Source organism: Archangium violaceum, assembly GCF_016887565.1.
GTDB lineage: Bacteria > Myxococcota > Myxococcia > Myxococcales > Myxococcaceae > Archangium > Archangium violaceum_B.
Window position 1 is genome coordinate 12350937 of sequence record NZ_CP069396.1, and the last position, 25081, is coordinate 12376017.

Genomic DNA, 25081 nt, shown 5'->3' on the forward strand with positions numbered 1-25081 from the left:
CCGAGACAGGCACCGGGCCCACTTGTCTTTTGGGGGTCTGGAACTCCCTCAGATGTCCAGGTTCTGCACGTCCAGCGCGTTGCGCTCGATGAACTCGCGCCGCGGCTCGACGGCCTCGCCCATGAGCAGCGAGAAGATTTCGTCGCTCTCCACGGCGTCCTCGATGCGTACCTGGAGCAGCGTGCGGGTGGCCGGGTTCATCGTGGTGTCCCAGAGCTGCTCCGGGTTCATCTCACCCAGACCCTTGTAGCGCTGCAGGCCCAGCCCCTTCTGCGCGTCCTTGCGCACCGCGGCCAGCACCTCCTGCACCGACAGCGCCGTCACCTCGCCATCGCTCACCACCACCCGGTAGGGCGCCTTGCCCATCGCGCCGAACACGTCGCGCAGGCCCACCAGCTCCAGGTACTCCGGCGACGACAGGAAGCCGTGATCGAACACCGTCTGCTTCAGGCCCCCGTTGACGTCCGTCTTCACCACCAGCTTCTTCGTGTGGTGCTCCGTGTCGTCGGGGAACGACACCTCGAAGCGGCCCAGCGCGTCCGGCATCCGGGCCTTCAGGTACTCGCGCACCTTGTCCATCTGCCCGCTCAGCGCGGCCTCGTCGGCCAGCGTGCCCGCATCCACCCGGGCCGCCTGCACCAGCGCGTCCACCACCCGCGCGTCCCGCCGCGCCGCCAGCTTCTCCAGCCGCTCCTCGTACGTAATCACCTTCTCCAGCAGCGAGCGCAGCTCCGAGCCCCCGATCTCCCCGGACGGCGTCACCACCCGCGAATGCTCGGAGGCGATCCGCAGCAGGTAGTCGTTCAGGTTCCGCTCGTCCTTCACGTACATGTCCTTCTTGTTGCGCGTGACTTTGTAGAGCGGCGGCTGCGCGATGTAGAGGTAGCCGTTCTGGATGAGCTCCGGCATCTGCCGGTAGAAGAACGTCAGGAGCAGCGTGCGGATGTGGCTGCCGTCCACGTCGGCGTCCGTCATCAGGATGATGCGGTGGTAGCGCGCCTTCGTCGGATCGTAGTCCTCGCGCCCGATGCCCGTGCCCAGCGCGGTAATCAGGGTCACGATCTCCGCGCTCGTGAGCATCTTCTCGAAGCGCGCCTTCTCGACGTTCAGGATCTTGCCGCGCAGCGGGAGGATGGCCTGGTTGCGCCGGTCGCGGCCCTGCTTGGCCGAGCCACCTGCGGAGTCACCCTCGACGATGTAGAGCTCGCTCTCGCTGGGGTCGCGGCTCTGGCAGTCGGCGAGCTTGCCCGGCAGCGAGCCACCGTCCAGCACGCCCTTGCGCCGCACCGTCTCGCGCGCCTTGCGCGCGGCGATGCGCGCCCGCGTGGCATCGCCAATCTTGGCGACGATCTTCTTGCTGACGATCGGGTTCTCCTCGAGGAAGGTGCCGAGCTGGTCATTGACCATCTGCTCGACCAGGCCCTTGATCTCGCTGTTGCCCAGCTTCGTCTTCGTCTGCCCCTCGAACTGGGGGTTGGACAGCTTGACGGAGATGACGGCGGAGAGGCCCTCGCGCGCGTCCTCGCCCGTGGGCGTCTCCTTCAGGTCCTTCCACGCCCCGCCCTTCTCGGCGTAGCTGTTGAGCGTGCGCGTGAGCGCCGCCTTGAAGCCCGACAGGTGGCTGCCACCCTCGTGCGTGTTGATGTTGTTGGCGAAGGTGAAGATGCGCTCGTCGTAGCCATCGTTCCACTGCATGGCGATCTCCAGCGACACCCCCTCCCGCTCCGCGCGGAAGTGGATGGGCTTGTCGTGGAGCGCCTCCTTCGCCTTGTTGATGTACTCGACGAAGGAGACGATGCCGCCGTCGAACTTGAAGTCGTGCTCCTTGCCGATGCGCATGTCACGGATGATGATGCGCAGGCCGGCGTTGAGGAACGCGAGCTCGCGCATGCGCTGGCTGAGCGTGTCGAAGCTGAAGTCCGCCGTCTCCATGACGGTGTTGTCCGGCTTGAACCAGATGAGCGTGCCGCGCTTGTCCGTCTCGCCCACGGCCACGGGCGGGCCATTGGACACGCCGCGCGAGTACGACTGCTCGTACACCTTGCCGCTGCGCTGGATGCGGACCTTGAACCACTCGGAGAGGAAGTTGACGCAGGTGACGCCCACGCCGTGCAGGCCGCCGGACACCTTGTAGGCGCCGTTGCCGAACTTGCTGCCCGCGTGCAGCTCCGTCAGCACGACCTCGAGCGTGTCCTTGCCCTTGAACTTCGGATCCGGATGCGGGCCCACGGGAATGCCACGACCGTTGTCCTGCACGGACAGCGAGCCATCCACGTGGATGACCACCTCGATGTCGGTGCAGTGGCCCGCGAGGGCCTCGTCGACCGAGTTGTCCACCACCTCGTAGACGAGCTTGTGCAGCCCGTACGTCATGGTGTCGCCGATGTACATGCCCGGACGCTTGCGGACGGCCTCCAGGCCCTCCAGCTTCGTGATGGCACCCGTGTCGTAGTCCGCGGGCGACGGCGCCGCGGCGGCGCCGGTGGCGGGGATGTTTTCCATGCGAGAAAAATCCTTGGGAAATGCTTGGCTGGAACCGGTCGTGCCTACCATTTCGAGGCACACCGAACAAGATTGTTGAGAACACGCAAGGCAGCGGAAAGATTCATGAAATCCCCCGCGCGGCGCTATGCGTCATAACGTGGAGCGGGCTTCCTTTCTTCCAGGGCGCTCGCCAGCTCGCCGAACACCGCCCGGGAGGGAAAAAGGTGGCGCGTCACCAGCACCCGGCCCCCCTCTTCCAAGAACAATCCGAGCACGTCTTCCTTCTTGCCCAGGCGGCGCACGGCGTCGATCTGCCCCCAGGAGAGCTGGAGCTGGCTGCCCGTGAAGGGGCGTGCCACCTGCACGCCCCGGGTGCTCAAGGTGATGCCCCAACCGGGGCGGGGTCGCAGCCGGTGCCAGGCGAAGACGAAGGCGAGCATCAGCCCTCCAGTGAGGCCCGCCCGGGCCACGGCCAGGGGAGCGTTGCCCAGCGACCTGGCATCCGCCAGGGCCCAGGCACTGAGGATGGCCAGCGCGCACGCGCCCACGAAGAGGGCCCGGCGCGTGGGACGAGGATCGAAAGCGTAGAAGCGGGGCTCCATGCGAGCACCTGAACCCTAACCTCCCGGAGGCTCCGCCGGGGATTTTCCTGATACGAGCTGTCCACCCGCGAGCGCTGGAAGTGCCTACCCTGCGGCCCATGACGGACGCTGAACTCACCGAGCGCCTGCGGACCAATCTCTGGGACTTCAAGACCCTGCAGGCCCGCGGCGGTCCGCTGCGGATGCTCGACCTGCCCGGGGTGCGGGCCTTCGCGCTGCCGGATCATCCGGACAACCTCTTCCAGCAGCAGGTGATGTACGAGGACACGCGCTCGCTCGCCGAGGCCCTCGCGCCGCTGGAGGCCTGGTACCGAGAGCAGGACGTGCCCGTCTGGCGCGTGCCCGTGTACCCGGGGGAGTCCCTCGCGGAGGGCCCGCTGGCCCGCGCCGGCTACCGGCCCGCGGACACCATCCCCGCCATGGGCCTCACCCTGAACCACCCGCCGCCGCCCCACCTCCCTCCGGGCCTCACCCTGGAGCACCCGGAGGACCTGGACGAGGTGCTCGCGCTCAACGCGCTCTGCTACGGCGAGGAGAACGCCGGCTTCTTCGAGGACTGGCGCATCCAGCCGCTGCCGTCCGACCAGCTCCATGCCGTGCTGATGCGCGAGGGAGGCAGGCCGCTCGCGGGGGCCGTCTCCTTCGAGCGGGGAGACGCGGCGGGCATCTACCTGGTGGCCACCCACCCGGCCGCGCGCCGCCGGGGCCTGGGCGCCCGGGTGATGCACTGTCTGCACGCGGACGCATTCGCCCGGGGCCGCTGCGTGGCCGTCCTCCAGGCCTCCGACATGGGGCACGACCTGTACCGGCGGCTCGGCTACCGGGAGCTGGGCGGGTGGCCCAACTGGGTGCGCCACACCCGCTGAGGACTCACTCCGGCAGCGCGTGCTGGCCCACCGTCTCCACCAGCACCTCCACGTCCACCGGCTTGCGCAGGTAGGCGCACGCGCCCACCTCGCGGGCCACGTCCGCGTTGCTGGCCGAGGCGGAGAAGATGACCACCGGGATGTCCCTCCACGCGGGGCTCGCGTGCAGCTCCTGGGCGAAGCCCAGGCCGTCCAGCACCGGCATCATCATGTCCAGCAGCACCAGCCCGGGCAGGGGCCGGGTGCGCGCGAGCACGTCCAGCGCCTCGCGGCCATTGCCGGCCCCCAGCACGGTGAAGCCCGCGTCGCGCAGCACCTCCTCGAGCGCCTCGCGCAGGTCCGCGTCGTCATCCACCACCAGCAGGGGGCGCGTCATGAGGGCTCCTTGGACGACTGCGCGGGAGTCTCCAGGGGCAGCTCCAGGGTGAAGCGGGCCCCCCCCTCCTGGCGCTGCTCGGCCCACACGCGGCCTCCGTGTGCCTCGGCCGCCCGGCGCGCCAGGTACAGCCCCAGCCCCAGCCCTCCATAGGAGCGCGAGGACACCGCCCGTCCGAAGCGCTCGAAGATGCGCTCGAGCTGGTCCGCCGGAATGCCGATGCCCCGGTCCTCCACCACCACCCGCGCCACCGTCCCGTTGCGCTGCACCCGCACCTCCACCGGATGGCGCGCACCGAACTTGAGGGCGTTGGACAACAGGCTGGACACCACCTGCTCCAACCGCATCCGGTCCCATTGGCCGACGACGTCCGGAGCCACCTCCAGCCGAAGCACGCAGCCCATGGCCTGGGCCTCCGCCTCGAAACGCTCCAACACATCGCCCATCAACTCTCCCAGGTCCAGCCGCTCGAGGGACAGGGGTAGCCCGCTGGTGGACAGGCGCGACACGTCCAGCAGCGTCTCCACCAACGTGCCCAGGCGCCGCACCTGGCGCAGGCCTCGCTCCAGCCGCGCCACCAGGTCCGACGAGGTCTCCCGCCGCGCCCGCTGCACGAGGGTGCTCAGCTGCAACCCCAGCGTGGTGAGCGGCGTGCGCAGCTCGTGGGCGGCCACGGCGAGGAACTCGTCGCGCAGGCGGATGGCCTCCTGGGACTCCTGGAAGAGGCGCGCGTTGTCCAGCGCCAGGGCGGCGCGGCGCGCCAGCTCCTGCACCACGGGCATGTCCCGCGAGGAGAAGCGCGGCCGCCCTCCCTCGCTGGTGCCGAGCGTCATCACGCCCAGGGTCCCCGAGCGCCCCTGCAGCGGGACGTGGATGACGGAGCGCAGCTTCAAGGAGCTCATCCGGCGCAGGTGCTCCGGAGAGCGCGCCAGCACCTCCAACCGGGCCGAGGGCACGTCCGTCAGCAACTGCGGCTCGCCGGTGCGCCACACCCGCACGGGGCCCGAGGTGGCGTTCGGGTCCAGGGGAAAGAGGCGGTCCGTCTCGAAGCCTTTGGCCACTCGTTCGGGATCCTCGTGCGCCAGCGCCACCACCTTGAGGGCCTCGCCCGTCTCCGAGAAGTAGACGGCGCACCAGTCCGCCAGCTCCGGCACGCACAGTTGCACCACCCGCGCCAGCGTCTCCTGGAAATCCAGCGAGCGGGCCAGCACCTCGCCGGCGCGGGCCAGCAGGGCCCGGTCCCGCTCGGCCAGCCTCCGCTCGTGGCGGATGCGCGCCTCCCCCAGCTCGCGCGCCACCGCGGCGGGCAGCCGGGTGAGGAGCGTCTTGGGAAAGTAGTCGCGGGCCCCGGCCTTCATCACCTCCACGCCCTCGAATTCCCCCACGCTGCCGGAGACGACGATGAGGGGGATGTCCTGGCCGCTGTCCTGCAGCACCCGGAGCGCCGTCGGCGCGTCGAAGCCGGGCATGCTGTAGTCGGAGAGGATGATGTCCCAGGAGCCATCCTTCAGCGCCGCGCGCATGTCCTCGGCCGTCTGCACCCGGTGACTCTGGACGTCGAAGCCACCCCGGCGCAGCTCGCGTTCCACCAGCATCAAGTCGTCGGGATTGTCCTCGACCTGCAGGACGCGCAGGGGCGTCATTCATGGACCCCCGGCTGCGGTACGCGGTTGAGCGCCAGCCAGTACAGGCCGAGCTGGCGCGCCGCCTCGACGAACTCGTTGTAGCTCACCGGCTTGCGCACGTAGCTGTTGCAGCCCTGGCTGTAGCTCTGCACCAGGTCCTTCTCCTCGTCCGAGGAGGTGAGGATGACCACCGGGAGGAAGCGGGTGCTCGGGCTGGCGCGGATCTGCCGCAGCACCTCGTGCCCGTTCAGGCGGGGCAGCTTGAGGTCCAGCAGCACCAGGGCGGGAAGGGGCTCGCCAGCCCGGTGCGCGTACGCGCCCCGCGCGAAGAGGTAGTCGAGCGCCTCCACCCCATCATCCACCACCTCCAGCGGCTGGGGGTGGCCCGCGCGCTGGAAGGCACGCCGGGTGAGGTCCACATCGTCCGGGTTGTCCTCCACGAGGAGGATGGAGCGTTGGGGGCTCATGCGAGCGACTCCTGCAAGGTGAAGCGGAAGGTGGCGCCGCCACCCACGGTGGCCTGGGCCTCGATGTGTCCACCATGACGATGGACGATGCGCTGCACCGTGGCCAGACCAATTCCCGTGCCGGGGAAGTCGGTGACCTTGTGCATCCGCTGGAAGGGGGTGAAGAGCTTGTCCGCGTAAGCCATGTCGAACCCCACGCCGTCGTCGCGGACAGCGTAGTGAGTCACCCCGTCGACCGTCTCCGCGAAGAACTCGATGAGGGCCCCGGGGCGCTTGCTGGTGAACTTCCAGGCGTTGCCCAGGAGGTTCTCCATCAACACCCGGAGCAACCGCGGGTCGCCCCGGGTGGAGAGACTGGATTGGATGGAGAGCTTCACCTCCCGCCCCGGCTCGCGCTGGCGGAGCTCGTTGGCCACGGAGCCGGCGAGCGCGCTGAGGTCCACCGGCTCGCGGCGCAGCTCGGCGCGGGTGACGCGGGAGAGCTGCAACAGGTCGTCGATGAGCTGGCCCATGCGCGTGGCGGCCGCCTGCAGCCGCTCGAGGAGTTGGAGACTGCTGGGCGACAGCCGCTCGGCCTCGTCCTCGCGCAGCGCCTGGGCGAAGCCGTCGATGGCGCGCAGGGGCGCGCGCAGGTCATGGGAGACGGAGTAGCTGAAGGACTCCAGTTCCTGGTTGGCGGCGGTGAGCTCGGCGGTGCGCTGGGCCACACGCGACTCCAGGCGGGCCTCACTGGCACGCAGGGCGTCCGCCTGGGCCTGCACCCGAGCCAGGCTGGCATCGTAATCCCGGGCCAGGGTGAGCAACTGACGCCGGCTGAGCCAGGCGAGCAGCACGCCCACGGTGAGCGTCCACAGCAGCCCCAGGAAGAGCACGGTGCGAGCGCCCCGCTCGGCCTCGGCGCCCTGGAGGGTGGCGCGCTGGCGCTCCTCGGCGACGATGGCATCCAGGGTGGCGCGCAGCGCATCCATGCGGACCTTGCCGGCACCCGAGCGCACGAGGGAGAGCCAATCGCCCCCCTCCTTGAAGAGGGTGAGCATCTGCATGGACACCTGCTCCCAACTCTTCCAGCCCTCTCGAAGCGCCTCCATCCGGGCCTGCTCCGTGGGTTTGCCCTCCAGGTCCCGTTCCAGCTCATCGAGCGCCCGGGGTAGCAGCTGTTCGGCTGCCTGGTAGGGCTCGAGGAAGGCGCGGTCCCCCGTGAGGAGGAAGCCGCGCACGCCCGTCTCCCGGTCGATGAAGAGCTGGCGCACGCGCTCCACCCGGACGAGGGTCACCTGGGAGTGGCGTGCCGCCTCCTGCGTCTGGAGCAGGTCCTTCACCTCCCACAGGAGGAGGGCCGCGAGCAGGAGCAGCAGCCCCACCGGCACCAGGATGGCGCGCAGCAGCAGGCGGCGGAAGCGTCGCGGATCGGTCAGGGGCATCACACAGTCAACGGTGGCAGGGCTCCTCCGTCAAGGTTGGGAGCAGGAAGGAGTTGTTCAACCCATACCGTTGGCCATTCCGGGCGGGCGGGGGAGGAGGCTCGTCTGGAGTGGAGGGGAGGGCAAGCGAGCGGTCACGCCCGGGTCCCCATCACCTTCGCGGCCCAGCGGCGTGTCGAGTCGTCCACGTGCTTCATCAACGCGTCGAAGCGCCCCGCGCGCATCAACTCCACCAGCCGCTCGTCCCGCGCGAGGATCCCGGCCGCGTCCCAGGGGAAGGTGAGGACCGTCTCACCGGACTCCTGATAGCCCGGGTGTGCGACCAGGGCTTCCAGGTAGCGCGAGTAGCTGTCGAAGAACCGGTCCACGTTCGAGGCCACGGGCATGACCTTGGGTCCATCGAGGTCATAGGTGTTCACCTCCACCACGGGCTGCATTCCCCGCGCATCCATGAGACCCGGCACGGTGGCATAGGCGTAGACGTCACCACCGAAAACAATCACGGGCTCACCCAACTCATCCCAGTAATTCTCCTGCCACCACTTGTTGTTCTCCTCCAGTCTGTTCACCTCATCATCGAACTGGGTGAGCACCCAACTGTTGACCTTGGTTGCGAACGCGGCATGTCCCAGACGCGCATAGAGGCTCGCCAGTACTGGGTCGAGAGGCAGGCCCGCCAACAAACTCCCAGCCTTCAACGGTTCACGGGCGGGTGGCGAGGTTTTCAACCCCAGGTTCAACCGTTGGCATGCATCCAAGAGTCGATCCAAACCAGGCAGTTCCATGACTCCTCTACTGTTCCCAATGATTCACTCAAGACCAGGGAATCGGAGCCGCAACTCACGCAATGCAGCCTCCCTGGCATCTTCCGTGGCCTTCAACAACCCTGGCGACTCTTCGGCGTGGTGGTACCAGGACTCGAATCGCCCATCGATGATTTCGGCTGCGCGTCTCACATCATCAGCTGTCGGGTTGGGACGGGCCTTCCGAAACCTTCCCCACAACAGATTGATTTCCTTGTGGACGTACTTCGGTAACATCGCCAGGTTCTCCGCAGCATTGATGTCTTCGGATGGAAAGAGGTGTGCGTATTGAAGCGGACGTCGATGGTGGATGGGAAGCTCTTCGCCCAGCCTGTCCAGAACTTCCGCGAGCTGTGGATGCAACTCCGCGTAAAACCTGCGAGCCTCCACTCGAAGAGTTTTCTTCAGGTTGCCATCCAGCGGCTGCTGGATGACCTGCTCGAGGCGAACGAAGAGGCCCCGCAGCGTCTCGCGCTCGCCCCGGCTCATGGCCTGCTCGCCTTCCAGAGCCATCTTCCGCCAGAGACGCTCGAACGCGGCCTGCTCCTCCACGGACAGGCGCCTGAGCGCGGTACGCAGCCACCCCGCCGCCATCTCGGGCTCGCGTCCTAGAGCCCTCGGCACCCACTCCAGCCCCTTCGTGGCGAAGAAGCCCGCGCCCTTCGCGACAACGCCTCCCACGAACCAGAGGGCCGTCTCCTCCACGCCCTTCTGCGCCAGCCAGGCCGAACCTTCGTGCACGTCCTCCCGCCAGCGCAGCAGGATGGCCTCGTGCATGGACCGGTACCAGCTCAGTTCCGGCACGGGCGGTGGACGCTCGACCCAGGCGGACTCCACATGCCCCCGCGCATCCGCGTCCCCCAACCGATGCTCGGCGCGCAGTACCATGTGCACGGTGCGGGAACCAAGCCCCTCGGTGAAGGGCAGCAGCACCTGGCTGGAGTGTCCCGCCACTTCGGATGACAAAGGCCGAGAGACTCCCCCTGTTCCCTCGCGCGTGCGCCGAACCTCCAGCAACTCCCAATCGAGGAGTCGACCATCCTCCAGCCGCGCCACGAGCTCCACGCGCATCGCGCCCCCGGCCGGCACCTGCACTGCGCGCAACCACTTCCCCGCCGTCTCGTGGAGTACGAGGAAACGCTCGCCCGCGGTTCCCCGGGTACGCACCGGGAGTGCCCTGGCCTCAGCGGGGCGGGGAGACTGACGAGAGGCATCGTAGTCCACCGCCCAGCGAGCATCCTCGCGCCGCAACCGCAGCACCACTTCACCCGTACGCCGGCCCACGTAATCAGCGAAGACCTGGCGCAGCACCCGAGCCAGCCCGTTCCCCCCTACCGGCCGCCCCTCGCGCCCTCCACCGCTTTCTTCGCGGTAGCCCACCAGCGTCAGAGCGCCCTCCTCCGCCCAGAAGGTGAAGGCCAGCGTCGCTCCCACCGCATCCACTCCACGAGTCAGGCCCAGCACATGAGCGGTCGCTCTGTCCGCCTCGGCCTCTCGCGCCGCAGTCGGCTCCCGCCCATCCCGCCATGCATCCAGCACCAGCGCTTCGACTCTCTTCTCCTCCACCCGCCGCGCACGCCCCCTGGCGTCTTCCTCGCGGATGGCTTCGCCGGCCGGCACCTGCGCCAACGCGGTGACTGGTGGCCGCGCCAGGGCCAGAGCACTTCCGAGGCTGCTTCCGCTGTTGGACGCTGCCGGCGGCAGCCCCCACGACGCCGCCGCGTGCCCAAATGTTTCCGAGGAACGCAGCACCCCGGTGGACGGAGCGTGCGCGGCGCACCCGGCCAGAAGCAACCCCACCAGACCGAGCACACAGGAACGCCACCGAGCGGCCATGGCCCCCATTGTTCCCACTCGCGCAACCAACGTCCATCGGCAGCACCTTGGTTAGAGACAGGCTCGAAACCGGAAACTCACATGACCTGAGCAGTAGCATGCGGGGTGATTCCGTGAGTAGTGTCGCGAGGCGTGACTTGTTGGTTCACGTTTGGAGGCCCCGCGCATGGCAGAAGACGCGAAGAACCCTTCCGAGACCGGCTCCTCCGAGCCCTCCGACCCAGGCCCCCGCCAGCCTCCACCGCCGCCGCTGACCCGAGGCTCGCGGGTGGCCGGCTACACGGTGGAGGACCAGCTGGGAACGGGAGGCTATGGCACCGTGTACAGTGCGCGCTGCGGGGAGAATACCGTCGCGCTGAAGGTCCTCCCGCTGAAGACCTCCGGGGGATGGGAGGAGCGGGAGGTGGACGTGCTCCGCCGGCTGAAGCACCCCCACGTGGTGCGGCTGCTGGGGTATTTCGACTGGCCAGAAAACGCCCCGTGCTTCCGCGTCCTCGTCATGGAGTTCGTGGACGGCTCGCCCCTGGACGAGTGGGCGCGCAGATTCAACCCGTCGGCACTCGAGGTGGTGGAGCTGCTGCTGCCGCTGTTGGAGGCACTGGAGGCGGTGCACACCTCGGGCGTGGTGCACCGGGACGTGAAGTCCTCCAACATCCTGGTGCGCGCCTCGGACGGACAGCCGATGCTGGTGGACTTCGGCGCGGGCTCCTATGCGGGGGCTCCGCAGCTGACGTCCACGCTGCCACCGGGCACCGCGGAGTACCGCGGTCCCGAGGTCTGGGACTTCTTCCGCAACCACGTGGGCGAGAGCACGGCACGTTACTCACCCAGTCCCGCGGACGACCTGTGGGCGGTGGGCGTCATGCTCTACTGGCTGCTGACGGATCGCCTGCCCTTCACCGGTGGGGATGTCCTCGCGGTGGGCAGGGCCGTCCTCACGCAGAAGCCCGTGCCGCCCCACGTACGCAACGTCCGCGTCCCGGAGGCACTGAGCCGCGTGTGCCTGCGCATGCTGGAGAAGGCCCGCGAGTCCCGGTACGCGAACGCGTGGGAGGTACGTGCGGCGCTTCTGGCCCTGAAGGCACGAGCGAACGGGTCGTGGAGCCTTCCCCTGTTCGAGCCCCGGGGCCCACACACCGTCACCACACGGTCCGCGCCATCATTGGCGGACGGGCAGGATCTCCTGGCGCGAGCGGAAAGGCTCGCACGGCAGCCACCGCTCCGAGGAGAAGCCATGGAGGAGGCGCCCTCGCCATCGAGAGCCGGCCCGCTGGCGGCGCGCCTGCTCTTCGTCCGTGGCGGTGTATGGGCCGGGATGGTGTTGGGGCTGGCGGGCCTCGCCCTGGCCCTGGGCTGGTGGCAGAGCACCTCCCTCCATGCACAGCCGTCCTCGGCGGTAGTACACGCGACCCTACCTTTCATGTCCCCCGAGCCCTATCCCATACAAGGAGATACTTTTTTCCAAGTTGTCGCGCCCCCGTGGAAGTCGCCTGATGTTGGTGGGGACGCGGCGCCCAACGGGAAGGTCATCCCCGCGCCCGTCGTCAACGCCAGATACGGAGAGAAAGACATGCGCGCGAAGAACAAGAAGAACGTCTCCCCCGCCCAGGAGGAGAAGAAGCCCGTGGAGAACAACAACCGTCTCGCTACGTTGTGCGCCGCCGGGGCGCTGGCCCTCACCAGCTCCGCCTGCGCCGCGCCGTCTGCCCTCACCCAGGCCTTCGCGAAGTATGAGCCCAAGGTGGTCGACCCGGAGGAGCTCCAGCTGGCGCTGAAGTGCCCTCGCGAAGCGGTCGAGTACATGAAGAAGCATGGCATCAAGATCGGGAGGATCTACGAGAGCGTCTGGCCGGACACCTACCTTGGACCTCCGCTGGAAGAGATCCCCTATACCGAGCAGGTCGAGCTGACGATACCGTTTGCCAGGACTCGACATGAGAAGAACAAGTCCCTGGGCAGCCTGCCCATCTCGGACGATACCCAGGGGTTCGCAGGGCCGTTCGTCATCCATGAGAACCGCGTCCATGCCCGGTTCGTCTACTACAACTATCTCACCAAGAATCTTATTGCCCAGGGAAAGGATCCAAACCAGTTCGGGCCCGTGTGCATGGAGGCCTGGTACGATGGCGAGCCGGGTGTCCCCTACCTCGGTCCGGGGACGGAGGAGGATACGATCAGGACTTTTGCCCGCATGCAGCTCAGAGCGGTGGATCACTGGTAGACGTCACCACTCGCCCCGGGAAACGGCTCGTACGTGATCTCCGCACCCCTTGCCCCCCTTCTTGTCTGGCTCCTCATGAGCACGGCTCCGTCTCCCGGCTCGCGTGCATGTGAGCAGGACATGCACCGCATCGAGCTGACGCAGGCTCCCCCTCATGACATCCAGGAGGTGCGCATCAGCGCGGGGCTCGTCACCACACTGCTCTTCGATTCACGCATTCATCCTGGGCGGATTGAATTGGAGGCAGAGGAGGACTTCACCGTGGTGGAAGCCAGCGGGCGTCTCCTCATGCTCATTCCCTCGAGCAGGCTGGCGGCGGGGAGACGCTTGAGGCTGTCCGTGAGATTCGAGGACGGTGAAGCCCCCGTTGGCGCGACTTTCATCCTCGTGATGGACCCCCAGCGAGCAGAGAGGCAGGTGGAGGTGTTCCGCCTTCGGAGAGCCCCGGAATCATGCCAGCGAGAGCTGGACGCCGAGAGAGCCAGGACCGAGCAATTGCAGGCCGAGCTTGAGCACCTGCGTACACGTACGCATCAGGAGAGGAATCTCGAGAGAATGGCCCTGTTGAAGATTCCGAACGAAGGTGGAATCATCGTTCGGAATCTGAGCAAGAGCATCACCTGGAATGAGAAAGCAGTGCTTGCCGTGAGGCTTCTCAGCTATCGTGACATGCACTCCAAGGGGTCCCTGGTGCTTCAAGTGGAGCTGACGCTTCCACGAAGAGACCAGCCCTGGCGCCTCGACAAGGCGGAACTGTCTGTCCAAGCAAAAATCAACAAACACTATACCCCAGTCTGGGAGGCTTTCACGCCCTCCAATAATGGCTTGTATTTGCTGATGGAGAGCGAGGTACCCATGGCCAATCCCAACACCCTGTACAAGCTCACCCTGACAACACAAGGGGGTCAGCAGTTGATCATCGGGAACATCCCGATTCCTTGAGCCCCGCGCGCGAGTTCCCGCCAGGCCCCATGGCAGTGGCAATTGATTACTATCCATGATGTTCACTTCGGTGCGCCCCAGAGCAACACCGACGCATCCAAGTGCACTGGCTCCAAGGTGGTCATGCCCGTCAAATACCTCGACCTCCAAATCAAACTTCCTCCAGGCATCCCATCGGGTGAAGTCGTGAGGGAGTTTCTCGCGCTCGTCCTTGGCAAGTACAAATGGTTCGGGCCCAGGCGCTATGGCTCTGCATCCCTGGACAATCCCATAGACCCGACCCGCCTCGAACTCTCCTCACTGATCGCTCATTATGAGGATCGCAACAACCTGTGCGTTGCAGCCAAGACGGACCGGGACTTCATCTGGTTCTCACCATCACCCGCTGGATGTCCACCCTATACAGGTTCGATCTCCTGGATGACGTCCGCCAGCTCAGCAACGAAGGCATCCTGGCGCACAACCCATGCCCAGCAAGTCGCCGAGCTCATGCGACTGGTCCAATCGCCCATAGCTCTAGTGGGGCTCGTCGAGGATCTCGATAGCAAGCAGTGGCGGCTCGTACACAAGAGCATTCCCACAGAGGGGAATGACTTCACGTACTCGACAGAGGAGTTCACCGTACGCGACTACAGCGAGGGACTTCCTGGCCTCGCCTGGCGCAACTTCTATGGCCCGCCCTTCGTGCGCATGTTCGGCCAGAGGCTCGATGCCCTCCCTCCCGAGTGCCGCAAACCACTCGGCGAGGACATCGTCCTCGTCCAGCCCTACGAGCTGCCCACCGAGGCGGGGACCGAGTCAGGCATCGCCCGTGAGCGCGAGCTCATCTCCCTCCTCGGCGCCGAGTGCTTCTACGACCACGAGCGCCTCACCCTTCCCACCCGCCGCCCCGTCCTCGACGCCCTCGGTCAGCCCATGCACTGAGCGCCTCACCCCGCCGAGAGCAACTCCGTCTGCGCGGCTGCCACCGCCACGCCCGGCGTGGCCCGGTGCCCCGCCGCCGCGAGCGCCCGTTCCACCGCTCCCACCGTGGCCAGCACGTCCCCAGGGCCCACCACGTTCATGTGCCCCACCCGGAAGTAGCGCGTCTTGAGTTGCGGGTGCAGTCCCCCGGCGAGCACCACCCCCTGCTCTCGCGCCCGGCCGAGCACCGCCGCATCCACTCCCTCCGGGTAGTAGAGGGCGCTGAGCGTGTGGGCCGTCACCGACTCCGAGACGGGCAGCATCTTCAATCCCAGCGCGCGCCAGGCGGCGCGGAAGGACCGTGCCATGCGGCGATGCCGGGCGAAGCGCGCCTCCATCCCCTCGCGCAGGATCTGCCCCAGGCTCACGTCCAGCGCGCACACCAGGTTGACCGGCGGCGTGGCGAAGTAGGCGGCCTTGCCGGCCTCGTAGGCCTCCATGATGGGAAGCCACTCGCTGAAGTCCGCGTACAGCGAGCGCACCGGCGTCCGGCGCGCACGCCACGCCGCCATGGCGCGCGGGCTCACGGTGAGCAGCGCCAGCCCCGGTGGCACTCCAATCGCCTTCTGGCTCGCGGTGAGATACACGTCCGCGCCCCACGCCTCCTGGTGGAACGCCTCCCCCGCGGTGGCGCACACCCCGTCCACCACCGACAGCACCCCGTGCCGGTCCGCCGCCTTCACCAGCGCCTCCGCCGGCGCCAGCACTCCGGTGCTGGTGTCCACGTGGGTGACGGTCATCACCTTGAAGCGCCCACTCGTCAGCAGCGCCTCCACCGACGCCACGTCCGGCGCCTCACCCGGCGCGCACCGCGCATGCACCACCTCCGCCCCGTAACGCTCGAGCAGCAGGGCCATCCGGTCGCTGAAGTAGCCGGTGTTCACCACCAGCGCGCGATCGCCCGGCTCCACCAGGTTGGCCACCGCCAGCTCCATGGCCAGCGTGCCACTGCCCGCCACCACGAAGGGCTGCGCCGAGGGCGCCAGGCACACCTCGCGCAGCCTCTTCAGCGCCCGGCCGAAGACGGCGATGAACTCGGGGGCCACGTGGCTGGCCGTCTTCGCCCCCAGCGCCCGCAGCACCTCCGGGTCGAACTCCACCGGGCCGGGAATCATCAGCAGGTCTCGCTCGCTCATCGCACTCCTCCTCGCGGTTGCACCCCAGGGGCGTAGCGTAGCGTGGTCCGGGACTCCATGACGGATTTGATGGAGGGCCCCGGCTGTGGCTGACTGCCGCACCCGATGAGCGCTCCCACTTCCCTCCGCGTAGGCCTCGCCTTCCTCCTGGTCTGTGGCTGTGCCACGCCGTCCTCCTCGAGCCGCGCCACGCCACCCGAGGCGCGGACAGCGGAGTGGCGGAGCCCGCTGCACCGCGACCACCCGCTGGTGGGTCGCATCTGGGACGCGCGGCGGAACCGCCAGGTGGATGAGCCGACATTGCTGGCGGAGCTCTCCCGAGTGCGCTTCGTGCTCCTCGGTGAGCGCCACGACAACCCCGACCACCACCGCCTCCAGGCCGAGCTGGTCCGGGGGCTCACCGCCTCTGGCCGCGAGCCCGTGCTCGCCTTCGAGATGCTCGACACGGAGCAGCAGGCCGCCGTCGACGAGGCACTCGCCCGCGCTCCGGGGGACCCGGATGCCATCGCCCAGGCTGTGGCATGGGAGAAGAGTGGCTGGCCCGACTGGTCTCTCTACCGCCCCATCTTCGCCGTGGGCACCGAGCGCGGCCTGCCCATCCTCGGCGCCAACCTCCCACGCCGACAGGTGAGGGAGCTCGTCACCCGGGGCCCCGAGGCCCTGGCCCCGGAGACGCGCGCGCGGCTGGGGCTCGACACACCGCTGCCGGAGGCGGTCGACCGCGCCATGCGCGCGGAGATGCACGAGTCCCACTGTGGCCACCTGCCCGAGTCCATGCTCGCGCCGATGGTGCTCGCCCAGCGGGCCCGCGACGCACAGATGGCCGACCGCCTGCTGTCCACCTCAGCGGAGGACGGGGCCATCCTCATCACCGGCGCCGGTCACGCTCGCACCGACCGGGGCGTCCCCGCGGACCTCGTCCGGAGAGCCCCAGAGCAGCCGGTGCTCGCCGTGGCCTTCCTCGAGGTCTCGCCCGAGGCCCGCGAGCCGAGCGACTACGCGCCCACCGACAGTCCCGGGAAGCTGCCCTACGACTATGTCTGGTTCACGCCCGCCGCGGAGCGGGAGGATCCGTGCGCCGCGTTCCGCTCGCGTGAGAACCCCACGAGAAAATAGCCTGTCAGGTCCGCTCTGGCCGCCGCGTCACTGAGAGCATGGACGCAAAGCTTTGAAGCGCCCGCCCGGAGAGGCCATACACGCACGTTCTGTTGGTTCGAATCCAACTCCCGGCACTCCACGCCGGGATAGCCAAATGGTAAAGGCACTCGACTCTTCATCGAGCAACTCGACGGCTTCCCCACTCGGGCGCTTCATTTATTCTTGACGATATTCGTGTCTGGCCGAAGAGGCCCTACAAGCACATGGGCTCTCGTGGTCGCCGGTTCGAGTCCGGCCCTCCCGATCCGCTTCACCGGGGGGTAGCTCAGGGGTAGAGCTCGAGACTGAAAGACGGCTTCCTCACTCGGACACGTTCCCTTTTCCCCGGTCCTCTTCCGGTGGCATGCTCGGCCGCATGCCGCCCCCGGTGCGAATCCTGCGACTGGACCACGTGCAGCTCACCGTTCCCAAGGGAATGGAAGATGCCGCGCGAGCCTTCTACCGCGACACCCTCGGCATGACCGAGGTCATGAAGCCGGAGGCCCTGAAGGGGCGCGGAGGCTTCTGGCTCCAGCTCCCCGGTGCCCAGGTTCACATCGGCACCGAGGAGGGCGTGGAGCGGCTGCGCACCAAGGCGCATCCCGCTTTCGAGGTGGAGGACCTCGAGGGTGTGCGGCTCGTCCTCGAACGAGCGGGTCTCACCCTCCAGGACGGCATTCCCATTCCCGGAATGCGGCGCTTCGAGTGCCGGGACCCCTTCGGCAACCGGCTGGAGTTCCTCCAGATGACTCCGGAGGAATAGTCCTTCCAACCGCGCCTCGCCGGTAACGCCTCACGCCCGCGAGGTGCTGCCTCCCAGCGCGGGTCCGCAACGGTCCAGTTCCCGGAGCGCCTCTCGCAGGTCCGACGAAGCCGCCTCCGGTGGAGCGCTCCGGGCCCGGGTCACGCGCCGCCGCGCCTCCGTCAGGGCCCGCCCGCGCTCGTCGCTCTCCGCGGGAGCCCACTGGGCCACCGCCAGGTCCAGCGAGGCCCGCAGCAGCGAGGAGAGCTCGCGCAGCACGGCGTCCCCCTGGAGCTCGGGAGCCGCCTCCAGCGATTCGAAGTCCTCGCGGGCGCCCACGAGGTCTCCGAGCACGGCTCGCACCGAGGCGAGGTGCGCGGTGAAGCGCAGCGCGTGCCAGCGGGACACCCGCTCCAGGATGCAGATGGACTCCGACAGGCCGGCACGCGCGGCCTCCAGCGCCCCGAGCGCCACCAGGGCCCGGCCGAGCTCGCCCAGCGCGACGCCCTCCAGCATGCGCATGCCGAGCTGCCGGCCAATGCGCACGGCCACCTCCAGGTGCTCACGGGCTTCCGCCGCCCGGCCCGCGTCGAGCAGGAAGCAGCCCAGGTTCACCCGGGCCAGCGCCTGCCCCGCCCGGTCCCCCACGCGCGAGGCCTTGTCCAGCGCCTCGTCCAGCAGGACCACCGCCTCCGCCGTGCTCCCGCTCTCGCCCATCGCCATGGCGTAGTTGGTGAGGAAGCCCACCTCGAAGGCCACGTCTCCCACGGCGCGGAACAGCTCCAGCGCGGTGCGCAGGTACGGCAGCGCCGCTCCAGCTCCGTGCCGCCCCAGCTCCAGGATGCCGAGGTTGCCCACCGCGTACGCGTCCAGCCACCGGTCCCCCTCCGAGGGCAGCTCCTTCGCATCCTGGACCAGAGCCCAGGCCGAGCCCGTGTCCCCCTCGTCGCGGGCCACGATGCCCAGGTCCACCAGCACGCGCTTCTCCCGGTCCACCGCGCCGAGCGCCTGGAACGTGGACCGGGCCGCCTCCAGGTCCCTCCGGGCCGCCGCGAGCTGGCCCGCCCCATGGTGCGTCCGGCCCCGCACCGCGAGCGCCTCGGCCCGCAGCAGCGGCTCCACCTCCACGTTCGCCGACAGCTCCAGCGCCCGGTCCAGCCGCGACAGCGTGATGCCGACAGGGCCTCGGGCCGTCACGTCCGGCTCCAGCGCCACCAGCACGCCCAGCGCCCGCTCCAGGGCGCTCGCCGCCACGGGCACCACCGCCAGCGCGTTGTCACACGCCACCAACAGGTTCTCCCGCTCCAGCGCGAGCCGGCGGAAGGCCACCTCGCCCCCCTCTCCCCTCATCCGCGCGCTCAACCGGCGGGCCTTGGCCAGGTAGTAGTCCGCGTGGCGCGCCGCCAGCATCCCCCCCTCGCCCCGCTCCGCCAGCCGCGAGGAGGCGTACTGCTGGATGCTCTCGTACATGCCCAGGCGCAGCTCTCCGGTGAGCCCGTCCGGCGCGTAGGCCCTCAGCAGCGACTTCGAGCGCAGCGAGTAGATGATCTCCAGCACATCCGGCCCGCCGGGAGGGAACATGAGCACCGACTCGGCCGCCCGCAGCGTGAAGCCTCCCCGGAACATCGAGCACTGGGCCAGGGCCGCCCGCTCCGTCGGCTCCAGCAGGTTCCACGACCAGTCGATGGCGCCCCACAGCGTGCACTGCCGCGCCGAGCCGTCGCGACGCCCTCCGCGCAGCAGCTCGAAGCGGCGGGACAGCCGCTCCTGAATCTGCATCACGCCCAGCAGGTTGGTCCGAGCCGCCGCGAGCTCGATGGCCAGGGGGATGCCATCCAGCTTGCGCACGATGTCCGCTACCCGCGGCGCATCCGCGTCCGTCAGCTCGAAGCTGCCCCGCACCGCCCGGGTCCGCTGCACGAAGAGGCGCACCGCGTCCGAGCCCGCCAGCCGCTCCAGGCGCGTCTCCCCTTCCTCCGGCACTTCCAGCGGCTCCAGCTCGATGACCCGCTCCTCGGGGAACAGGAGCGCCTCGCGCGAGGTGACGAGGAACCTCGCCCGGGGTGCCAGCCCCCGCCAGCGGCCCAGCGTGGCTGGCAGGTGGTGGATGACGTGCTCCACGTTGTCGAGGATGACCAGCACGTCCCCCCGCCCGGCCAGCGCCCGGCCCAGCCGCTCCGCCGGCTCGCTGACCTCCGCATTGCGCGTCAGCGCGACCCCCAGCGCCTGGCCGACGGCGTGGCAGATGTCGTCCACCGTCGCCGAGTCCGTCAGCCCGCACATCCACACCCCGCCCGGCCACATGCCCGCGCCGATCTGGAGCTCGCCGAAGCTGGTGGCCAGCCGGCTCTTTCCCATGCCACCCGGGCCCAGCAGCGTGACGAGCCGGGCTCCCTCGTCGAAGCAGCACCGCAGCAGCGCCAGCTCATCTCTCCGCCCGATGAGCTCGCTCGTCTCGGCCGGGACGTTGCCGCGCCGCACCCGCTGGACCCGCGGGGCCGCGAAGCGCCGATCCGCCAGCGCCTCGGGCAGCACCTCCACCAGGGTGACGGCATCCTCGATGCCCTTGAGGTGGTACTCGCCCAGGGGACGCACCACGGGCTGGCCCAACGCCTCCAGCATGCCCTCCACCTGGGCCCAGACGGCCCCACTCACCAGCACCTGCCCACCATGGCCCGCGGCCGCCACTCGCGCCGTCACGTTCACCATCCTCCCGAAGTAGTCCGCCCGGCCCGTCCGCGTGTCGATGCGGCACTCCGGCTCTCCCAGGTGGACGCCCATGCGCACCCGGAGGCCGCGGTGCACCAGCCCGCGCGGGCCTCGCACCTCCGCCGCGTCCGCCTCGGCGAGCAGCTCCTCCGGCCAGGGCGCATGCAGCAGCTCCTGCTGCGCCAGCAGACACCAGCGCACGGCCTCCACCGCCGAGTCGAAGGCCACCATGAAGGAGTCGCCCTGCGTCTTCACCTCGTAGCCATTCCCCTCCACCAGCAGGGCGCGCAGCACCCGGTCATGCACGTCCAACGCGGCGCGCATGCCGGAGCTGCACCGCTCCCATAGCTGCGTGGAGCCCTGCACGTCCGTGAAGACGAGGGCCACCGTTCCGGTGGGCACCTCGGCGGCCGGACGGGATCGATGCCGAGAGGAGCCCCCGAAGCCGGAGACCTCGGCGGTGCTGAACGGTGAGAACATTCGCAGGACTCTCCCCATCACCTGCTCCCTCGTCTCTGTTCATGATGAACGGAGCGACTGGCGCTGGCGCCCCCCGCGTGCGGCATCCGTGCACCAGCGTACGGAGCGTCCACCTGACGGCTAGCGAGCCAACACCTCCGCACCGCACGAGGACGCGCACCTCGGACGACAATCCCTCACGCGAGATCCGCTGACGGTGGAATGCCAGACGGGAAGGCCCCGAGCTCGGCGACCCGCTACGGGAGGGCACCGCTCGAGCCCGGACCGCGGCTCTGGAGCAGATAGAAGACGTAGCCGTAGGACGAGCCATGCCGCGAGTAGAGGGAGATCTCACGCTCCGTCTCGGCGATCGCGGTGGCGAGGAGCGCGTCCTCGCGCGCCCGTGCGCGAAGCGACTCGATGCGCGCCCGCAGCGGAGCGTAGTACTCGTCCCACCACGCCGACTCCGGCAGGACGAAGGTGTCCAGCACCTCGAAGCCGGCCGCGCGCGCGGCGGCGCCGTTGGACGCGATGGTGCCCATGGTGGGGTAGGCCTCGCGCCAGAAGGCGGCGGCCTTGTCCGGCGGCGAGCCCGTGAGCCATGTCGCCTCGGTGACGGCCATCAGTCCACCGGGACGCAGCAGCGGGCGCCACCGCCGCAGGCCCTCGGCCCAGCCCAGCAGGTAGATGGCACCCTCGGACCAGAGCAGGTCCACGCTGCCCGGCGCCTCCTCGAGCGCCCCGAAGTCGGCGCACCGCGTGCGGACGAGGTGCCCCAGTCCCCGTGCCGCGGCCTCGGCCTCCAGCCGCGCCAGGAAGGGCGCATGCAGATCCACGGCGGTGACGCGGGTAGCGAGCTCCTCCGCCAGCACGAGCGTCTGCCGGCCGGGACCACAGCCGAGGTCGAGCACCTCGGGCGCGGCGGGAAGCAACGGACGGAGCCGGCGAAGCGCCTCGCGGGTGGTGTCGTCACTCCCAGGCGCCTCTCGGGGCAGGTCCGTGTGCAGCAGCATGAAGGCATCGGCCAGCATGGGCGGAACCTACCCCGACCGGGGAGGCCAGGTCTCGCGGCCTCAGGCGTGGAGCTTGCGCATCGCTCCGCGTACCGCGAGCGAGCCCGCCATGAGGGAGACGCCACGGGCGAGGATCTCCACGCCCACCACCACGCCCAGGGCCCACAACGAGGAATAGGGCAGCTGGGCGAAGATGATGGCGCCCAGCGCCACGGACACGATGCCGTAGGCGAAGTCCCACCCCCAGCCGGTGTACCGGTCCGCGAGCGACGTGATGCTCCGGAAGAGCCCGCTGGCGAAGAAGTACCCCGCCATCAGGAGCGTCAACGCCACCAGCCCGGCACCCGGACGAGCGAGCACCAGCGCGCCCACCACGAGGGAGAGGATGCCGCCCAACAGGAAGAGCAGGAAGGGGCCTGTCTTTCGGACGCGGAAGGCGTGGACGACCTCGAAGATGCCCGCCGCCACCAGCATCGCCCCGTAGAAGATGACCGACAGGAAGCTGGTGAGGACGACCGCGCCCAGCGCCACGATGCCGAGCAGGGCAATGAGCAGCCCCATCACGAAGGGGCCGCCCCACATGCTCGCCAGCGTCCGTGAGCCACGCGTGTCGTTGATGTCCGAACCGGGATTCGAATCCGAGATGGCCATGACGGAACTCCGAGGCAGCGGAGGTGCACCTTCAAGCTGGGAGTGCCCCGAAGTCCCGACAAGCGTCCAGGGCGTCAATGTACGGCCGTCGGGCCGGGGCCTCGCGCGGCTTCCTCCTCCTGGGCGAGTCGAGGCTCATCGGTGTGAGCGAGCCCTGGGACCTCCGCCCCTCCCGAGGTGCTCAGCGTGGGGCGCCACCTGCCATGAGGAGCGATGAGGTCATCGGCCTGGGGCGGGCCCCAGGTACCGGGCTCGTATTCGTACAGCGGCGTGGCGCCGCCCACGATGGGGTCCACCACCCGCCACGCCTCCTCGACGCTCTCCTGGCGCGCGAAGAGCGAGACATCGCCGCGCATGGCATCGCCGAGCAGCCGCTCGTAGGGCCTCATCGTCCCGCCGGCGTGCTGGATGGCCACCAGGTCCACGTCCTCGCCCGTCATGTTCCCACCGGGCTTCTTCGCGCGCGCGCCGATGGAGATGCGCACGTCCGGGCCAAGGCGGAAGCGCACCGAGTTGGGGGAGGCCATGAAGGGCTCCTCGAAGATGGGGCGCGGCGGGTGGTTCAGCTCGACGAACACCTCGGTGGCGTTGGTGGGCAGACACTTGCCCGAACGGATGAAGAAGGGCACGTCCGCCCAGCGCCACGAGTCGATGAACAGGCGCACCGCGGCGAACGTCTCCACGTCGGAGGTGGGCGAGACGCCGCGCTCCCCCCGGTAGCCGCGGAACTGGCCACGCACCACGCTGGCCGGGTCGAGCGAGCGCATGGCCTTGAAGACCCGGGCCTTCTCGTCGCGCAGGTTCTCGGGGTCCGAGCAGAACGGCGCATCCATGGTCAGCAGCCCGACGATCTGCAGCAGGTGGTTCTGCAGCACGTCCCGGATGGCGCCCACCTCCTCGTAGAAGGCGCCGCGGCCCTGCACGCCGAAGCTCTCGGCCAGCGTCACCTGCACGCCGCGCACGTGCTGCCGGTTCCAGATGGGCTCCAGGAAGACGTTGGCGAAGCGGAAGAAGAGCAGGTTCTGCACCGGCTCCTTCCCCAGGAAGTGGTCGATGCGGAAGATGGCGGACTCGGGCAGGAAGCGGTGCAGCGTCTCGTTGAGGGCGCGCGCGGAGGCCAGGTCCCTCCCGAAGGGCTTCTCCACCACCACCCGCACGCCCTGCCCCAGACAGGTGGAGTGGGACAGTCCCTCCACCACCGTGGCGAAGAGGCTCGGAGGGATGGCCAGGTAGTGCAGCGGGCGCTTCGCTCCACCGAGCGCCTCGCGGACGCGGTCGAAGGTCTTCGGGTCGCGGTAGTCCCCATCCACGTAGCGCAGCAACTGACTCAGGTGCTGGAAGGCGGCCTCGTCGAATCCACCGTGAGCCCGGATGCTGTCGCGCGCCCGCTCGCGCAGCTGCTCCAGTCCCCAGCCCGCCTTGGCCACGCCGATGATGGGAATCGCCAGCCGGTGGCGGACCACCAGCGCCTGCAGGGCGGGAAATATCTGCTTGTACGCCAGGTCTCCGGTGGCTCCGAAGAAGACGAGGGCATCCGAAACGGGCACATCCGCCATGACTCACCCTCCCTTCTTCTCCTGGTGACCGCCGAACGCGTGGCGCATGGCGGACAACAGCTTGTCGGCGAAGTCGCCCTGCCCCCGGCTGCCGAATCGTTGGAAGAGGGCGCTGCCGAGCACGGGCGCGGGCACGCCCTCGTCGACGGCCGCCGCCAGGGTCCACCGCCCCTCGCCGGAGTCGGAGACCTGGCCGGAGAACCCGCTCAGCTCGGGGTCGCCGCGCAGCGCCTGCGTGGTGAGGTCCAACAGCCAGGAGCCGACGACACTGCCCCGCCGCCACAGCTCGGCCACCTCGGGCAGGTCGAGCTCGTACAGGAACTCCTCGGGGTTGCGCAGCGGCGTCGTCTCCGCGTCCGCGTCGTGCCGGTGCTTGCCGACGTTGGCGTGGCGCAGGATGTTGAACCCCTCGGCGTAGGCGGCCATGAGGCCGTACTCGATGCCGTTGTGCACCATCTTCACGAAGTGGCCCGCGCCATTCGGCCCGCAGTGCAGCCAGCCCTGCTCGGCGGGGGACGGTGGGCCCTCGCGGCCCGGCGTACGCGGCGCGGAGAGGACTCCGGGGGCCAGCGCGGCGAAGATGGGCTCCAGCCCGCGAACCTGCTCCGGCTCTCCGCCAATCATCAGGCAATAGCCCCGCTCCCGCCCCCACACTCCACCGCTCACGCCTACGTCCACGTAGTGCAGTCCCCGCGGACGCAGCTCCGCCGCGCGGCGCAGGTCATCGCGGTAGTACGAATTGCCGCCGTCGATGACGGTGTCCCCGGCGTCGAGCAGCGGCACCAGCCTCGCCAGCGTGCCATCCACCACGGCCGCGGGCAGCATCAGCCACACCCTGCGCGGAGCGGGGAGCCGCCGTACCAGCTCCTCCAGCGAGAAGGCGCCCACCGCTCCCTGCCCCTGGAGCTCCTCGACGGCCCGCCGGTTCAAGTCATGGACGACGCACCGGTGCCCCCCGTCGAGCAACCGGCGCACCATGGAGGCCCCCATCCGTCCGAGCCCGATCATCCCCAGGTCCATGTCCTCCACTCCTCCACGCGAGCCAGGGAGGGCCCGGCTGCCCGTCCGCGTT

20 protein-coding genes are annotated in these 25081 nt (G+C 69.1%); 6 read left to right on the plus strand and 14 right to left on the minus strand.

What is annotated here, in order from left to right; translation table 11 throughout:
- Positions 1–48: 48 nt before the first annotated feature.
- Complete coding sequence (gene gyrB, locus JRI60_RS49305; RefSeq protein ID WP_204223077.1) at positions 49–2502, minus strand: DNA topoisomerase (ATP-hydrolyzing) subunit B; 2454 nt, start codon at positions 2500–2502, stop codon at positions 49–51.
- A gap of 125 nt (positions 2503–2627) precedes the next feature.
- Positions 2628–3086 carry a hypothetical protein gene (locus JRI60_RS49310; protein WP_204223079.1) on the minus strand — a complete coding sequence of 153 codons (459 nt, stop codon included), beginning with the start codon at positions 3084–3086 and terminating at the stop codon, positions 2628–2630.
- A 98-nt stretch (positions 3087–3184) separates the two neighbouring features.
- Between JRI60_RS49310 and JRI60_RS49315 the strand changes: the two genes are divergently transcribed.
- A complete protein-coding gene (locus JRI60_RS49315; protein ID WP_204223081.1) occupies positions 3185–3952 on the plus strand; it encodes a GNAT family N-acetyltransferase in 768 nt (255 codons plus the stop codon).
- Between the two features lie 4 nt (positions 3953–3956).
- Here the strand turns inward: JRI60_RS49315 and JRI60_RS49320 are convergent, their stop codons facing one another.
- From JRI60_RS49320 to JRI60_RS49345, 6 genes are all read right to left on the minus strand, one after another.
- Positions 3957–4328, minus strand: a complete 372-nt coding sequence (locus tag JRI60_RS49320) for a response regulator (RefSeq protein WP_204223083.1) — start codon at positions 4326–4328, stop codon at positions 3957–3959.
- The gene (locus JRI60_RS49325; RefSeq protein ID WP_204223085.1) at positions 4325–5971 is read right to left on the minus strand and encodes an ATP-binding protein; all 1647 of its coding nucleotides are present in this window, start codon (positions 5969–5971) and stop codon (positions 4325–4327) included. The genes JRI60_RS49320 and JRI60_RS49325 overlap by 4 nt, the downstream gene beginning before the upstream one ends.
- A complete protein-coding gene (locus JRI60_RS49330; RefSeq protein WP_204223087.1) occupies positions 5968–6420 on the minus strand; it encodes a response regulator in 453 nt (150 codons plus the stop codon). The genes JRI60_RS49325 and JRI60_RS49330 overlap by 4 nt, the downstream gene beginning before the upstream one ends.
- Entirely contained in the window at positions 6417–7841 is a 1425-nt protein-coding gene (locus JRI60_RS49335; RefSeq protein WP_204223089.1) for a sensor histidine kinase, read from the minus strand. Before JRI60_RS49335 ends, JRI60_RS49330 begins: the two co-directional genes overlap by 4 nt.
- 134 nt (positions 7842–7975) lie before the next feature.
- Positions 7976–8521 (minus strand): hypothetical protein, encoded by a 546-nt coding sequence (locus JRI60_RS49340; protein ID WP_204223091.1) that lies wholly within the window; start codon positions 8519–8521, stop codon positions 7976–7978.
- 129 nt (positions 8522–8650) lie between these two features.
- Complete coding sequence (locus tag JRI60_RS49345; protein WP_204223093.1) at positions 8651–10480, minus strand: hypothetical protein; 1830 nt, start codon at positions 10478–10480, stop codon at positions 8651–8653.
- A gap of 166 nt (positions 10481–10646) precedes the next feature.
- On the opposite strand from JRI60_RS49345, the gene JRI60_RS49350 reads away from it, so the two are divergent.
- From JRI60_RS49350 to JRI60_RS49360, 3 genes are all read left to right on the plus strand, one after another.
- Positions 10647–12701 carry a serine/threonine protein kinase gene (locus tag JRI60_RS49350; protein ID WP_204223095.1) on the plus strand — a complete coding sequence of 685 codons (2055 nt, stop codon included), beginning with the start codon at positions 10647–10649 and terminating at the stop codon, positions 12699–12701.
- Positions 12702–12821: 120 nt separating this feature from the next.
- Positions 12822–13643: a DUF2381 family protein gene (locus tag JRI60_RS49355; protein ID WP_239470190.1), complete on the plus strand. Its 822-nt coding sequence runs from the start codon at positions 12822–12824 to the stop codon at positions 13641–13643.
- Positions 13644–14132: 489 nt separating this feature from the next.
- Positions 14133–14567, plus strand: a complete 435-nt coding sequence (locus JRI60_RS49360; protein ID WP_204223097.1) for a hypothetical protein — start codon at positions 14133–14135, stop codon at positions 14565–14567.
- A gap of 5 nt (positions 14568–14572) precedes the next feature.
- Here JRI60_RS49360 and JRI60_RS49365 read toward each other — a convergent pair whose 3' ends face one another.
- Entirely contained in the window at positions 14573–15742 is a 1170-nt protein-coding gene (locus JRI60_RS49365; RefSeq protein WP_239470191.1) for a pyridoxal-phosphate-dependent aminotransferase family protein, read from the minus strand.
- Positions 15743–15847: 105 nt separating this feature from the next.
- On the opposite strand from JRI60_RS49365, the gene JRI60_RS49370 reads away from it, so the two are divergent.
- Both JRI60_RS49370 and JRI60_RS49375 read left to right on the plus strand, forming a co-directional pair.
- The gene (locus JRI60_RS49370) at positions 15848–16858 is read left to right on the plus strand and encodes a ChaN family lipoprotein (protein ID WP_204223098.1); all 1011 of its coding nucleotides are present in this window, start codon (positions 15848–15850) and stop codon (positions 16856–16858) included.
- A 409-nt stretch (positions 16859–17267) separates the two neighbouring features.
- Positions 17268–17642, plus strand: coding sequence for a VOC family protein (locus JRI60_RS49375; protein WP_204223099.1), 375 nt, complete (start codon positions 17268–17270; stop codon positions 17640–17642).
- 30 nt (positions 17643–17672) lie between these two features.
- Here JRI60_RS49375 and JRI60_RS49380 read toward each other — a convergent pair whose 3' ends face one another.
- The 5 genes from JRI60_RS49380 to gnd form a co-directional block, all read right to left on the minus strand.
- A complete protein-coding gene (locus JRI60_RS49380) occupies positions 17673–20810 on the minus strand; it encodes an ATP-binding protein (protein WP_204223100.1) in 3138 nt (1045 codons plus the stop codon).
- Positions 20811–21046: 236 nt separating this feature from the next.
- Positions 21047–21820, minus strand: coding sequence for an SAM-dependent methyltransferase (locus JRI60_RS49385; protein WP_204223101.1), 774 nt, complete (start codon positions 21818–21820; stop codon positions 21047–21049).
- A gap of 42 nt (positions 21821–21862) precedes the next feature.
- A complete protein-coding gene (locus JRI60_RS49390; protein ID WP_239470192.1) occupies positions 21863–22453 on the minus strand; it encodes an HdeD family acid-resistance protein in 591 nt (196 codons plus the stop codon).
- A gap of 74 nt (positions 22454–22527) precedes the next feature.
- The gene (gene zwf, locus JRI60_RS49395; protein WP_204223102.1) at positions 22528–24009 is read right to left on the minus strand and encodes a glucose-6-phosphate dehydrogenase; all 1482 of its coding nucleotides are present in this window, start codon (positions 24007–24009) and stop codon (positions 22528–22530) included.
- Positions 24010–24012: 3 nt separating this feature from the next.
- Positions 24013–25029: a phosphogluconate dehydrogenase (NAD(+)-dependent, decarboxylating) gene (gnd, locus tag JRI60_RS49400; protein WP_204223103.1), complete on the minus strand. Its 1017-nt coding sequence runs from the start codon at positions 25027–25029 to the stop codon at positions 24013–24015.
- Between the last annotated feature and the right edge of the window lie 52 nt (positions 25030–25081).